Source organism: Desulforamulus aquiferis (genome assembly GCF_030577015.1).
GTDB classification, from domain to species: domain Bacteria; phylum Bacillota; class Desulfotomaculia; order Desulfotomaculales; family Desulfotomaculaceae; genus Desulfotomaculum; species Desulfotomaculum aquiferis.
The window spans coordinates 1-12,984 of record NZ_JARPTC010000016.1 but is presented as its reverse complement, the minus strand read 5'-3'; the positions used below and the strand labels follow the sequence as shown (position 1 = coordinate 12,984).

The following is a 12,984-nucleotide window of genomic DNA, read 5'->3' as shown; positions in this document are numbered from 1 at the left end:
GGTCTATTTCTTTTTATTAAGTGTAGTTTTTGGCAAAAATAATAATAATCCATTTAAGAAAGGAATGGGATTATATGTCTAGCCTTTCACATTCCGGCGAACAATCCTCAGGAATAGAATTTACTCATCTGTTAAGCTACATAAAAAAATCCCTGGCAGGTTTTTTTCGTAGTAAGCAAATTACCAAATCAGCAAAAATCTATCACGTTAATTGTGAATATGATTTGATCCCAAACACAGCAATAAACTCATTTTCTAATATGTCTCGTATAACCTGTGTAGATACAGGTGATTTGTATATTTGTATTTTTGATCAACCTCATTACCAGGGTCAATATCAGCTTCTCAAGCCTCGGGAAAAGATTATCCTTGGTCACTGTGGTTCAATGGTGATCAGCCTAAATCCGATTCCAATTGAGGCCTTTCGCATGGCCGGTCAGGCACCTAGCTGGTGTTGGGAGATGTCTGTACAAAGATATATGTGGCATTTTTCCTCAGGCTATAAATACGTATAGCTAATTAAATAATAAACCACCTCTGCTCAAGGTGGTTTGTGGACTTAATTTGTATTAAAAACTATTCAAGGGCATCAAGAACATCCAATGCACTTATTACACCGACAGCCCTATATTCGTTAAATACCGGAACTGACTCCATACTATTATTAATCATGACATCCCTTGCCCTGGTAACAGCATCATTGGTGTAGACAATGTTCTGTTCTAGGGGGCGAATTGATTGACCAACTTTGGTACAGGTATGACCATTTTGGGGATCTGTATCAGCATAACAGCCATATCCCAGGCCGAAGGCTTTAGATATGGAGAACTTTTCCCTGTCAAAGCCAAGTACATTTTTTCTGATAGTATTTAGAATATCTCGCTCACTTAAAATGCCCATAAACTGTTTAATATTTCCCGGCTTTCTTTGATAAACAACCAGTGAACGGTATAGATTTCCTTCAAGAATACTTGCTTTTAGCTTTTTAATGGCCTCCTCAAGGGTATCATCATCATAAATTGCTGGATAATCGTATAAAGGAATCATTATATCTTGAACTAATCTTACTGGTGGCATAGTGACACAGCCTCCTTCTGGGATCTATAATCCCACGGAACAATAGACATAATTATAAAGAATGACCCCTTGTAAAAAAAATCAAATAACTTATAGCTAACCCTGGATCAGCCATGCTATCGTGGGTGTTTTGTGATCTTATCTTTATTCCTAATATACTACTATTAATGAGTTATATCAATATGACAAAGAGCCATTTGTCATCAAAAATATTATAAGTAAACCCCCCTCTTTTATTAGTAAAGGGGGGGCTGTAACTTTTTTTAACCTTTGACTAGTAGCTCCTTAATTCTATCCATTATGCTCCCACCTAAACCCATTCCTTCTTCAGCCCTTTCAACCGGACCATAACCAAAACCAGCAGCAATATCCATCAATATCACTTTTAAGGCTTTAATCCTTCTCCGATAAAACTCCTCATGACTTAAATATTCTTCCGAAAGACCTAGCTTATTTCTCAACAAATCCGGTCCATATAGTAAGGGCATTAGCATTTGTGCAATATTTCTATTCATCCACACTCTACTATTAAGCTGGCTGGTGGCGTAGTGAATCAATTCCAGGTAGAGATCTGAAAGTTCATAAAACTTCTCACACTCAGCATCATCAAGCCATTCTTTCACTGTCCAAGACTTCTCACATTTATGTCCAAGACAAAAATCCATTTTGTCCACCATAAACACTCTTTCAATTTTCTTGCCGTCTTGTTCAAAGCGTACCGCTCGGCCTATGGGATAGGTTCGACAATTCCTTGATCTGGCAGTGTATATTTCACATCTACCATCTTCCAACATAAAAATACAGGGACCATCCTCAGCATGCTTCAGTCTAACATAGGGCCATTTCAGCTCAGGGCTAAAGTCATATTTACAATACTCTGCCAAAAACTCTCTTCCAGTTATATTTAGTTGTCTGGCCATTATTTCTATATCCCAAGGATCTAACAAAATGGTAATGCTGTTACAGCATCTGCCCATACAGGCTGTTTTACACTCAAAGGTAAATTGATGTTCCATTGATAGACCTGAGATTGATCCATCATCCAATTTGTTCATTATTTCCTTCTTATAATTGTATAACATATGACCTCTCTCCTAAATTATTAATGTATTTTTTATAAAGTTCGACGAGTTCAATAACATTCCTTGATATTTGAAATGATATTTACAAATATCCATATACTGATTATTCCAATAATTATAATTAATCTTTCTAGTGTTATTATTATCCTCATATGTATTTTATTTAAAATTTTTATGCTATATTATGGCTAGTGAATATTATCACATGGAGGTAATAAGCATGAGTAAGTTTCTTAAAATCACCTTGATGGCACTTCTATCAATTCCGTCCCTAATTTTAATCGCCTTTTCTTTTTTGGTAAAGTCATTAATTTTCTGTGGACTTGGCTTTATCTTGCTAAACTTCAGGCAAAAAATAAGCACTAAAAATATTTAGATAATAATGCTCTTTCTTTTAAGTTTTTTATATTATTCAATAGGATTGTTTTCTGTATTTTCTTTTAATTCAAAATATATTGAATTTTCTTTATTATCTAAAGTTTTTATGCTATGATCATATTAAAAAAGGAGTGGTTGGGATGATTAACAACGCATCACTGGCTTCTATGTTTCTGGCCTCGTTTCCTTTCTTAATCTTATTATTTTTATCCTGTTTTTTACTTTGCTTAATTAGTGCAATTTCTTGGATATTAATAAAGGGACCCAGGTTGTCTTTCTGTAATATTTTTTCAGTATGTAAAATGCCAAATAATAATTATCAAACTAGTTACATGTCTAAACCATCATTTAGTAAGGCTTCAAGAATTGCCTAATCATTAGGCTCTTTTTTTTTGCTGTTTTTTAATATTTGATCAAAATCACTAAATTAGATATTATGTTGTAAGAAAGATGACAATTTTGCTAAGGGGTGAAGGATTATGGAGGAGAACAAAGAGTTTGAACTAAATCTATCAGAGGAAACCATTGCAAAGCTAGAAGCTTATGCGTCAAAGCAAGGTTCTAATCCCGAGGATGTGGCGGAGTACATAATTTACGAATTCTTACGCAATCAATTACATATCATCGAAAAAAAATCCGAAGAAACAGGAGTCCCCATGAAAGAATTAGTTAATATGCAATTTGCCCGTATTTTGGATTACCTCTGTCAAAAGGATCAAAACTAGTTTTTAAACATTAATCCCGTATTTAAAAATACGGGATTAATGTTTAAAAAGATACAACTGGGTTTTAATAATCCCGAACAGCGACATTTTTAAAATTTACGTACAAACATTTTTGCCTTTTTCGGGTCAAAGAGCTCATCTATCTCATTGAAACCCAAGCTTTTAAGCAAGGCTAAAACATATTTATTATCTGCTGCAGTCAAACTGTTAGCTTCCTCCCCATATTCGTTAACCTTCTCTGCACCCTGTTCCGGGTCTATCAATACATGGGGCCCACCAACACAGCCGCCCTTGCAGCCCATTCCTTCGATAAAATTTGCCTCTACCTTTCCATCCAGCACATTCTGCAGCAGCTGACGACATTCCTTTACCCCATGAGCCTGTACAGCTTGAATATGTATATTCCTCTCCGGTCTTATCCTTTTAAGGGTATCAGCTACAGCTTCACTTACACCTCCAGACCTTGCATAAATCCTTCCCCCAGTGGAGGAATGTTCCTTGTCGTCCTCCTCCAATTCAGCTGGTTTTATGCCCACTGCCTCAAATATTTGCTTTAATTCCTTGAAGGTTATCACAACATCCACTGCATCCCTTACATCCTCTTCCTTTGCCTCGGCCTTTTTAGCAATACAGGGCCCAATAAACACAACTTTAGCATCGGGATGAAGCTTTTTAAGACCTCTACCGCAGGCAACCATGGGAGAAACCGATGGGGATATATGAGGTATTAATCTCTGATAAACCTTTTTTACCATAGACACCCAGATTGGACAGCACATACTGGTTAAGACAAAATCCCCCTGTTTTTGTACATGGGAATCAAATTCCAGGGCTTCTCGAAAGCTTAAAATATCAGCAAAGAGCGCTACCTCCACCATACCATAAAATCCGAGTCTTTTTAGGGCAGCCCTGATTTTTCCCGGTGAAACATCTGGTCCAAACTGTCCAATAAAAGCAGGAGCAACGATAGCGAAAACCGGCACCTTGCGATCTCTTAAAGTATCTACCAGTGGGATAAATTCCTTTTTATCTATTAAACAATCGTGTTCACAAACCTCCACACATTGCCCACAGTGTGAGCAAGACTTGTCCCGGATAACTACATTTCCATATTCATCCCTTGCTATGGCTTGCAGCAAACAAGCTACTTGACAGTTTTCACTCTCACACCCACAGTCATTCTTACAATCCTTTATTTTAAAAACCACCTTGTTTGCCTCTCCTCCCCCGGTGGCGTAGGTTATATATTTGTCTACCTCCTTGTCATTTCTTTCCTCTAAACCCTTTATTTCCTCCGGCAGATTGCCCTGGTAAGCTGCCTTTACCAAATCCTTAAAGATTTGGTTGTATGTTAGCCTAGTCACCCTTTACCTCCGACTCTACAATATTTTTCCTAGTATTTCTCCAGGTATTAAAATTATGACCGGAGTAATATTTAATAAACCTTAACGCTATAAAAAGAAGGCTATAACTCAAAGGGTTATAGCCTTCAGGCTGAAATTACCTATATTCGGGTTTTAATAATCCCTCACGACTCCTCTCTCCGCAGTGGACAGCGCTAATCGCTCGCTTCGGGCGAAAATGGGCCGCCTTCGAGTAAACATCGTGTTTACCTCAGGCTTTAGCGGACGTCCATGTCCGCTCACCCATTTTCGTATCCTCAGCTTCGCGAAGCGCTGATTCCACTGCTCCGAATGTTGCTGTTCGGGATTATTAAAACCCAGTTGTATCTTTTTCAACAGTCTGAAGGCTATAACTCAAAGGGTTATAGCCTTGGTACTAATTCTTATTTTTTTTCTTTCCCCTTGCAGGTTTCTGGGCAGAAGTAACCGCTTTTGTTTCATTAGCCCTTCTGGCCGGTTCTTCGGTTGTGATGCCCTTTTTGGCATTAAGCTCCATTTGACCGCTCTTATAGAGCAAGTAAAGCAATCCTAACCAAGATACAACAGGTAAAATTGCCAGCATACTCATAAACCAGGTGGTTTGTTTACTTATGCCCACGGCATATCCGAACCAAAGATAAAGCCCTGCAACGGCTATCCTTCCTGCTAGATAAACATATTGTTGAATTGTCTCACTTATGTTTGCTTCCGCCAGCTGCCAGTTAATGAGGTAAAAACCTACGGTTAAAGAAATAAATACTAGGGTAAATGTAATCCTTTTCCTTTTAATCTCCTGGGCTGCTTGGTTCAAGGAATTCAACACTCCAAACTACATTATTTTGCATTTAAAACAGTATACCAAAAATAAGCCTTAACGAAAAGGTTATAAAAACTCCCTAGTTTTCTTTGAGCTTTTCCTGAATAGCCACACAGCCAAAATCCTGATTCTCGTGAATGATATTTAAAAATTCCTTGGCAGTCCTATTGGCAAATTTTAAATTATTTGCAACAACGGCCAAAAACATGAATGCATGTAGGTAATGTGACCCTGTCAGTCTCTCATGCCATTGGTCAACAAAGGTACTCATTTCCTGCCAGAATTCCTCATCCACAGGATAATGCTCTGCTGACTCTCCTTCAAATAATGATCCCTGCAAACGTTTATTTAGTCTCACAAAATCTTTATTCCCATGTGCCAGCATTGCCAGGATGGCTTCAAATTCCGGAGATATACTTGGGTTGCCATGTTGTTTCCTCCACTGTATTCTCTCTTCTGTGGCCTCATATATATCTTTGCTTTTGTGATAAAGGTTCGAGTTGAAGTCTATGTATCTCTCCAATAGCTGATCCTGCCAGGGCAGCTGTTTTGTTTCCTTGCCCGACTGTTCCTTCCATAATTCAAGATAGACCCTACACTCGGTCAACAGGCTTTTTATCTCATTTCTTTTAGACAAATACTCTTCATCCGGCATGGGACTAATATTGTTAAAGCGGGTAGCCAGGGAACAAAAAAATTCTGCCATAACCTCATTTAACCTCTTAGAAACTTCTATTAACTTCTCCCGGTAGTGGGGCGGTGCGATAAGTCCATTAACCAGCACCCCTGAAACTAACCCTATAAAAATGCCGATACTTCGGTTAAATGCCTCGGTCAAAAAGGCCTCTCTAGGTGAACTTAAAATAATGACCATGGGTACCAGAGCCATTACCACTTCTCCTAAACCTAATCTTAATACTAACCATATGACTAGTGGAGTAGCCAGGCCCATTTCAAGGGGTCCCGGAGCCCATAAAAAGCCAACTGCAAGCCCTACTACAACACCAACCATGTGTACTGCCAGCTGTTCCCAGGCATTACGCAAAGACCTGTTTAATGATGGCTGCACATTAATTATGGCTGTTATGGCTGCCACCACAGAATTTAAATTAAAGGCCTCGGCAAGATACACAGTCAGCATTACTGCCAGGGCAGTTTTTATCATTCTTGCACCAAAGGGCATTTTTAAACGAAATTTCCTTAAACCTGCCATCCCTAAAATCTCCCTAAAATATTACTTTAATTAGCTGATTTAGCCGCACTAATTCCTGCCAGATAACCCGAGGACCATGCCCACTGCAGATTATATCCACCACAGTCACCGTCAATATCCATTACTTCTCCGCCAAAGTATAATCCTTCGACTAGTTTTGATTGCATTGTTCTTGGATCAATATCCTTAACGTCAATACCACCGGCTGTGGTCTGGGCAGCTGACCAGGTATTTGTGCCCTCCACCTCAAAACGCCAATCCTGTAATAAACTAATAATCCCATCTTTTTCTGCAGAGCTAAGCTCAGATACTCTTTTATTTAGGTCAGCAATACCTGCTTGCTTTAAGAACACTGGTATCAATTGTTTGTTAATAAAGCCAACAAAACTAAAGCTTACTGTCTTCCCAGGGTTATCCTTAAATCTCTTATTAGTATAGCTAATTATCTCCTCCCTAGATAGGTGATTAATTATTACCACCTTAAGCCAAACCTGCTTACCCTTTTTAATCCATTCTGATGCCGAACGACTGACTTGAAAGATTGGCGGCCCCGAAATGCCATATTCTGTAAATAAGATCTCACCTCTGGCCCTAGCCATAGTTTTATTACCCACAATTATCTCGGCATCCCCATCAAATTTAATTCCTTTTATTTGTTTTAGATAGGGATAATTAAGTTTTAGCTGTACCAGGGCGGGAAATGGTTCTACTAGGCTATGTCCAAAAGTCTGGGCTAGTAAATACCCGCTCCCGGTGGTTCCAAGATTTGGAGCAGCCTTGCCCCCTGTTGCTATAATAACTTTATCAGCCGAAATAGCCTCTCCTCCCTTTAGGGTTATCTGAAACCCCCTATTGTTCCTTTTAATCCCCTTTGTTTCAGCCTCTACAATAACTTTTACGCCAATTGACTCCATTTCATGCCTCAATACATCCAGCACACTTGATGCTTGGTTTGAAAAGGGAAATACCTTACCCTGCTCCTCCACTTTATGGGAAATACCTAATTTCTCAAAAAACTCAATGGCCCGGTAGTTGTCAAAGCGATTTAGGGCATAAAAGGCAAATTTTGGATTTAAGCCATGGAAGTGAGAGATATCTATGTCGGTATTAGTTAAATTACAACGACCATTACCTGTCACCAGTAATTTCTTTCCAACTCTTTGATTCTTTTCTAAGACTGTAACTTCGGCCCCTTCTCTCCGAGCAGCAATGGCTGCTATCATACCTGAAGCTCCCCCACCCACTACGACAACTTTAGTTACCGAACTAGACATAGCTCTCAACCCCTAACGGCTTAAACCTCTGGGCAACAGCCTCAGCGACTCTGATTCCATCCACTGCTGCGGAAACAATTCCCCCTGCATAGCCGGCACCTTCACCGGCAGGGTATAGACCGGCTATATTAGACTCCCGCTGATCATTTCTCTCTATGCGCACCGGAGAAGAGCTCCTGGTTTCTACACCTGTCATTAGGGCATCGGCCAATGCAAAACCCTTGAGTTTTTGTTCGAAATAAGGTATTGCTTCCCTTAATACGGCGGTTACATAATCTGGTAAGGATAGTTTTAAGTCAGTCATGGTAACGCCTCTACTATAGGAGGGTGTAATACTACCCCAACTGCTGGAAGGGCGGTTTTTTAAAAAATCTCCTACTAATTGTGCCGGGGCCTGATAGGTTCCCCCACCTAATTGGAAGGCCCTCTGCTCCCATTTACGTTGGAAATCCACCCCCGCCAGGGGGTGTTTACTGGGGAAATCACCCGGTGTGACACTAACAAGCAGGGCACTATTGGCATTTGCCTCATTACGGGCATGTTCACTCATACCATTGGTTACCACAGCCCCTTCCTCCGAGGCCGCTGCCACAACAACACCACCTGGACACATGCAAAAAGTATAAGCCGACCTTCCCGATGGAGAGTGGTAGGAAAGCTTATATTCCGCCGGTCCAAGCCTTGGGTGTCCTGCAAATTGCTTATATTGGGCTAGATCTATAAGCTGCTGGGGGTGTTCTATTCTTACACCCATTGAAAATGCCTTAGGGGTTAACTTTGTCCCTAAATCATAAAGCATCTGAAAGGTATCCCTAGCACTATGTCCGATGGCTAAAATTACAGCTTCGGCAGGAATTCTATCACTATCGTTAACTATTACTCCCATAACCCTATTAGAATTTATTTCTAGACCTGTTACCCTAGCTCCAAAGCGAACTTCTCCACCTAGCCCTTCGATCTTTTGCCTGATGTTTTTAACCACTGTTCTAAGAATGTCTGTACCCACGTGGGGTTTGTGGGAATAAATAATTTCCTCCGGCGCTCCAGCTTCCACCATTTCTTCGAGAACTTTTCTACACCTTAAATCCCTTATTAGTGTAGTTAGCTTTCCATCAGAAAAGGTACCCGCTCCCCCCTCACCAAATTGAACATTGCACTGGGGGTTGAGCTTGCCTGTCCGCCAAAAGTTCTTTACTGCTTCAGTCCTTTTATCCACATCTTCTCCCCGCTCTAGAATCAGTGGCATATACCCCATTTGGGCAAGTATCAGCCCGGCAAACAAGCCGGCAGGACCACTGCCAATTATGATCGGTCTGTTTTCCAATGGCGCCAGCCCAGCCACTACATATTCATACTCCAAGTTAGGTGTAACCACGATATCCTTATCTTCTTTAAATCTACTTAATACTTTTTGCTCATTGCTAACAACAGCATCTACCGTATATACGAAGAATATCTGTTCTCTTCTTCTGGCATCTATTGACCTCTTGAATATACTATAATCTACCAGTTCATTATCCCGGATCTTTAGCCTGGCTAATAGACGCTCCTTTATCTCTAACTCAGCACGATCTATAGCAAGTTTTATGCCTGATATTCTAATCATATCTTAGTTTCTTTCCTTCCCATGACTATGTAAATGGCTAAATAGCAATTTGGCCTTCTTATATGTTACATCTCTTGTTCAAAGTTTACCAGTTCCTCCTTGCTCAATTATTATTTATAGGTTATTTAATTATTTATCCACCATTTTCTTTGATAGTTTCTTGTTCGTAACATCAATTTCTTTATTGTTATTATTTACTATTAACCTTGTGTTAAACCAACCATTGGAATATAATAGTTTCATATACAACTAGTTACTAAAGGAGGTGACATAAATGGCAACCAAATTCTGTGAAAAAATAAATGAAGAGGTAACCATTGAGCCCAAAATGGATTATGAGACCAGACAAACACAGGTTGGCTGGTTATTTTTTACCTGCTATAATTTCTACCGTAAATGTAAAGGCGCATGTCCCCGTCAGGAGCACCTTATTAAAGATAGCAAATAAACACTGATAAGCAACCATTTGGGTTGCTTATTTATTTATCTAAAATTATATGTTTTAATTAAGGGAGGGATATGTGTAGCTTAGAATTATCCCTGCAAATTTATCCTAGGAGACAGATATGTCTAATAATAGTTCCTACTCAGTTTATATTCTCAAATGCTCCGATGAAACCTTATATACCGGCATAACTAATAATTTAAATCAAAGATTACACCACCATATTCTAGGCAAGGCAAGTAAATACACCCGCTCCAGGTTACCCATTAAGCTGGTTTACGTTGAAGCTAATTATACCAAAAGTGATGCCCTTGCCAGAGAAAGGGCTATAAAAAAGCTCTCCAGAAAGCAAAAACTGCAGCTAGTCTTTTCAAGTAAGACATGAACCGGGGCAACCCCCGGCAAAAAAAATCTAATCATGAAAGTTTAAGGTATGTCCTACATTATTTAAAATAAAACCATGACCAAAGGCTTCTTTTAATTTCATTTGGGCGTGAAATCCAGTGCAGTGTGATACTGCCATCTTCTCTACCTTCATTTCCTGCAATGCCTTAATTGTCAAATCTATTCTCCCGTCATCCGCCGCAACTAAATGAGTGCCTCCAACCACAGCATAAATATCTTTGCTTTCAGTAACCTCACAGGCATATCGTAAAATATTAATTAAACCAGAGTGGCTGCAGCCAACAACCACCACAGTTCCCCTGGGAGTCCTAATAAATAGAGCCTGATCATCAAAAAGAGGATCAATCTGGTACTCTTGATTTTTCTTTACAATAAAGTGGGGATTAATTGCTTCAAAATCCGTAACCCTTGGTATTTGACCTGACAGAATAATATTCTCGGCAAGCTTAATAGGCCCCTTATTTAGATGAAACTGCACTCCCAAAGACTCCAGCTCCATCTTGGAAAAAGGCATTCCGTTTGGGCAATGGGGACCATCTGAAGTGGTGGCATATTTCTCATCAAAAATTCCTGGATGTCCGAATACATCCTTAGGGCCACCTAGGCTCAGCACCTTCTTTAGACCTCCTGTATGATCATTATGTCCATGGCTTAAGGCTATAGAATTTATCTCCTGAAGGTTTACCCTCAGTTTTTTTAAATTTGGCTCAACAGCCATCCCCTGCCCCGTATCAAATAAAACCTTATACTGCGGGGTCTCGATTAATAGAGACAATCCATGCTCAGCCAATAGATCCCTCTTTGTTACAGAGTTTTCAGTAATTACAGTAATTTTCAATTCCATTGCCTTTCTCCCCCTATATTTTATAACCTGCAAAAAATATTGTACTCAAATACCAAAATATAATGCTTCTTCCAACCTTAATCCTCTTTAAAGTTCTTTAACTTAGCTATAAATCCTGCCGGTTAAGTTGTAAAACCCAGGTATTTAATATAAATCCTATATTCACAAAATTTCTATTGCTTGCATAAGTTACAATGACCATTTATTTCCTTGTATTGTCCTATATAAAGATAGCCGAGGTGTCCTATGGAAAAAGAAGCTATAATATTAAGGCCTGAAAAAAGCACTTATGTTACAAGTCGCAAACCTTTCTTTATTTCTTGCAATTCTTCCACTCTTCCTGTGGGTTCCTTGTGTGCTTCAAGATTTATATCCTACCTTTATTTTGACCTATCAAGTCTTCCTTCGGATCTTATAATAAAATCTGCTTTATTAACTTTATATCTTAAAGCTCCTCCATATAAAGGAATTCCACCAAACACAATAATAATTCATCCTCTTAAGAATACCTTCGAGGATTGTGAAACATTCTTTATTGATCGTCCCCGTAATTTTGAGGAAATTAAATTAACCGCCAATTATATTCCTGAATCTCCTAAATTTGAGTTGGCAATAACAGAAATCTTTAATAGATGGTATTCTCAAACACTGCCAAACCACGGACTTTCTCTTTCTACGTCTGATTTATTTAATAGCGGCTATTTAAAATTTCACAGTAGCAACATTATTGATACTTCCCAACAACCCACCTTAACAATTGAGACATCCATCTCCAAGGAATATGATATAGTTAATACCGAGGAAGATTTAGAGGTTTTATCGATGAATAGCTATAGTAGCACCAGGGAGGTTTGGTGTTTCTCTGTCTTTAGTTTTATAGTAAAAAATACAGGCATAAATCAAATATTACTTACAATACAGGATAGTGCCGATGGTCTTGATTTTATTGATGAAGGACCTGAGCGTTCTTTACTTCCTGGTCAATCCGTTATCTTGGTAAATAGATTTTTTGCCCGTTATGCTCGACTAAAGGCCAGATTAGCTCCCGGTGAAAGTGCTACTGGTATATTAAAGATATTCCTGCAGGGAAGGATTACCTAAGTGGCAATTTTTTACATGGCAACATATGTTAATGGTAAAGGAGGAAAAAAAGATGCCTAACTTTACCGTGTTTAACTTTGACCCTGATGTTCTAAGAAGCAAAATATTTGGTTCCATGGATGTTGCCATTACCACTGATGCTGACGGAAGGCTAGAAATTGCCGGCATTTCTGATTCTATTACTGTTACTGCCACTGATTTAGATATCCGGGACCTCTGTGCCGATAATGACAACGTCCTGGTATTTGGTTTCGACGGAACCAATGTTCAGCCCATCACAACGGACGAAGACGGCCGGCTAGAAATTGCCAGCATCTCTGACTCTGTTACCATTACTGCCGCTGATTTAGATATCCGGGACCTCTGTGCCAATAATGACAACGTCCTGGTATTTGGTTTCGATGGAACCAATGTTCAGCCCATCACAACGGATGAAGACGGCCGGCTAGAAATTGCCAGCATCTCTGACTCTGTTACCATTACCGCCGCTGATTTAGATATCCGGGACCTCTGTGCCGATAATGACAACGTCCTGGTATTTGGTTTCGACGGAACCAATGTTCAGCCCATCACAACGGACGAAGACGGCCGGCTAGAAATTGCCAGCATCTCTGACTCTGTTACCATTACTGCCG

Annotated in this window: 14 protein-coding genes and 1 pseudogene; 7 read left to right on the top strand and 8 right to left on the bottom strand. The window is 39.5% G+C overall.

All coding sequences use genetic code 11. The features are described 5' to 3' along the window. Positions 1–74: 74 nt before the first annotated feature. Positions 75–515, top strand: coding sequence for a hypothetical protein (locus tag P6N53_RS10890; RefSeq protein ID WP_304543029.1), 441 nt, complete (start codon positions 75–77; stop codon positions 513–515). A 61-nt stretch (positions 516–576) separates the two neighbouring features. Here the strand turns inward: P6N53_RS10890 and P6N53_RS10885 are convergent, their stop codons facing one another. Beyond that, positions 577–1,077, bottom strand: coding sequence for a CBS domain-containing protein (locus P6N53_RS10885; protein ID WP_304543027.1), 501 nt, complete (start codon positions 1,075–1,077; stop codon positions 577–579). Positions 1,078–1,340: 263 nt separating this feature from the next. Further along, positions 1,341–2,159, bottom strand: a complete 819-nt coding sequence (locus P6N53_RS10880) for a YkgJ family cysteine cluster protein (RefSeq protein ID WP_304543025.1) — start codon at positions 2,157–2,159, stop codon at positions 1,341–1,343. Between the two features lie 220 nt (positions 2,160–2,379). On the opposite strand from P6N53_RS10880, the gene P6N53_RS10875 reads away from it, so the two are divergent. Both P6N53_RS10875 and P6N53_RS10870 read left to right on the top strand, forming a co-directional pair. Next, positions 2,380–2,535, top strand: a complete 156-nt coding sequence (locus tag P6N53_RS10875) for a hypothetical protein (protein ID WP_304543023.1) — start codon at positions 2,380–2,382, stop codon at positions 2,533–2,535. Between the two features lie 481 nt (positions 2,536–3,016). Further along, entirely contained in the window at positions 3,017–3,262 is a 246-nt protein-coding gene (locus P6N53_RS10870) for a hypothetical protein (RefSeq protein ID WP_304543021.1), read from the top strand. Positions 3,263–3,351: 89 nt separating this feature from the next. On the opposite strand, the gene P6N53_RS10865 is transcribed toward P6N53_RS10870, so the two are convergent. The 5 genes from P6N53_RS10865 to P6N53_RS10845 all read right to left on the bottom strand — a co-directional run bounded on the left by P6N53_RS10865 (position 3,352) and on the right by P6N53_RS10845 (position 9,554). After that, positions 3,352–4,626: a [Fe-Fe] hydrogenase large subunit C-terminal domain-containing protein gene (locus P6N53_RS10865; RefSeq protein WP_304543019.1), complete on the bottom strand. Its 1,275-nt coding sequence runs from the start codon at positions 4,624–4,626 to the stop codon at positions 3,352–3,354. A gap of 415 nt (positions 4,627–5,041) precedes the next feature. After that, a complete protein-coding gene (locus P6N53_RS10860) occupies positions 5,042–5,455 on the bottom strand; it encodes a hypothetical protein (protein WP_304543018.1) in 414 nt (137 codons plus the stop codon). A gap of 85 nt (positions 5,456–5,540) precedes the next feature. Then, a complete protein-coding gene (locus P6N53_RS10855) occupies positions 5,541–6,674 on the bottom strand; it encodes an FUSC family protein (protein ID WP_304543016.1) in 1,134 nt (377 codons plus the stop codon). Positions 6,675–6,700: 26 nt separating this feature from the next. Further along, complete coding sequence (locus P6N53_RS10850; RefSeq protein WP_304543014.1) at positions 6,701–7,948, bottom strand: BaiN/RdsA family NAD(P)/FAD-dependent oxidoreductase; 1,248 nt, start codon at positions 7,946–7,948, stop codon at positions 6,701–6,703. Further along, entirely contained in the window at positions 7,941–9,554 is a 1,614-nt protein-coding gene (locus P6N53_RS10845; RefSeq protein ID WP_304543012.1) for an NAD(P)/FAD-dependent oxidoreductase, read from the bottom strand. Before P6N53_RS10845 ends, P6N53_RS10850 begins: the two co-directional genes overlap by 8 nt. A gap of 274 nt (positions 9,555–9,828) precedes the next feature. Between P6N53_RS10845 and P6N53_RS10840 the strand changes: the two genes are divergently transcribed. Then, positions 9,829–10,002, top strand: a complete 174-nt coding sequence (locus P6N53_RS10840; RefSeq protein ID WP_304543010.1) for a hypothetical protein — start codon at positions 9,829–9,831, stop codon at positions 10,000–10,002. 118 nt (positions 10,003–10,120) lie between these two features. Further along, complete coding sequence (locus P6N53_RS10835; protein ID WP_304543008.1) at positions 10,121–10,384, top strand: GIY-YIG nuclease family protein; 264 nt, start codon at positions 10,121–10,123, stop codon at positions 10,382–10,384. 27 nt (positions 10,385–10,411) lie between these two features. Here the strand turns inward: P6N53_RS10835 and P6N53_RS10830 are convergent, their stop codons facing one another. Then, positions 10,412–11,248: an MBL fold metallo-hydrolase gene (locus P6N53_RS10830; RefSeq protein ID WP_304543007.1), complete on the bottom strand. Its 837-nt coding sequence runs from the start codon at positions 11,246–11,248 to the stop codon at positions 10,412–10,414. Positions 11,249–11,494: 246 nt separating this feature from the next. On the opposite strand from P6N53_RS10830, the gene P6N53_RS10825 reads away from it, so the two are divergent. Further along, a complete protein-coding gene (locus P6N53_RS10825) occupies positions 11,495–12,349 on the top strand; it encodes a DNRLRE domain-containing protein (protein WP_304543006.1) in 855 nt (284 codons plus the stop codon). A 52-nt stretch (positions 12,350–12,401) separates the two neighbouring features. After that, positions 12,402–12,984: pseudogene (locus tag P6N53_RS10820) on the top strand (hypothetical protein); the annotation flags it as partial.

Coding starts and splice junctions, on each gene's coding strand:
- P6N53_RS10830 (WP_304543007.1), bottom strand. CDS start 11,248: ATGGAATTGAAAATTACTGTAATTACTGAAAACTCTGTAACAAAGAGG.
- P6N53_RS10835 (WP_304543008.1), top strand. CDS start 10,121: ATGTCTAATAATAGTTCCTACTCAGTTTATATTCTCAAATGCTCCGAT.
- P6N53_RS10885 (WP_304543027.1), bottom strand. CDS start 1,077: ATGCCACCAGTAAGATTAGTTCAAGATATAATGATTCCTTTATACGAT.
- P6N53_RS10840 (WP_304543010.1), top strand. CDS start 9,829: ATGGCAACCAAATTCTGTGAAAAAATAAATGAAGAGGTAACCATTGAG.
- P6N53_RS10850 (WP_304543014.1), bottom strand. CDS start 7,948: ATGTCTAGTTCGGTAACTAAAGTTGTCGTAGTGGGTGGGGGAGCTTCA.
- P6N53_RS10855 (WP_304543016.1), bottom strand. CDS start 6,674: ATGGCAGGTTTAAGGAAATTTCGTTTAAAAATGCCCTTTGGTGCAAGA.
- P6N53_RS10890 (WP_304543029.1), top strand. CDS start 75: ATGTCTAGCCTTTCACATTCCGGCGAACAATCCTCAGGAATAGAATTT.
- P6N53_RS10825 (WP_304543006.1), top strand. CDS start 11,495: ATGGAAAAAGAAGCTATAATATTAAGGCCTGAAAAAAGCACTTATGTT.
- P6N53_RS10880 (WP_304543025.1), bottom strand. CDS start 2,159: ATGTTATACAATTATAAGAAGGAAATAATGAACAAATTGGATGATGGA.
- P6N53_RS10845 (WP_304543012.1), bottom strand. CDS start 9,554: ATGATTAGAATATCAGGCATAAAACTTGCTATAGATCGTGCTGAGTTA.
- P6N53_RS10870 (WP_304543021.1), top strand. CDS start 3,017: ATGGAGGAGAACAAAGAGTTTGAACTAAATCTATCAGAGGAAACCATT.
- P6N53_RS10875 (WP_304543023.1), top strand. CDS start 2,380: ATGAGTAAGTTTCTTAAAATCACCTTGATGGCACTTCTATCAATTCCG.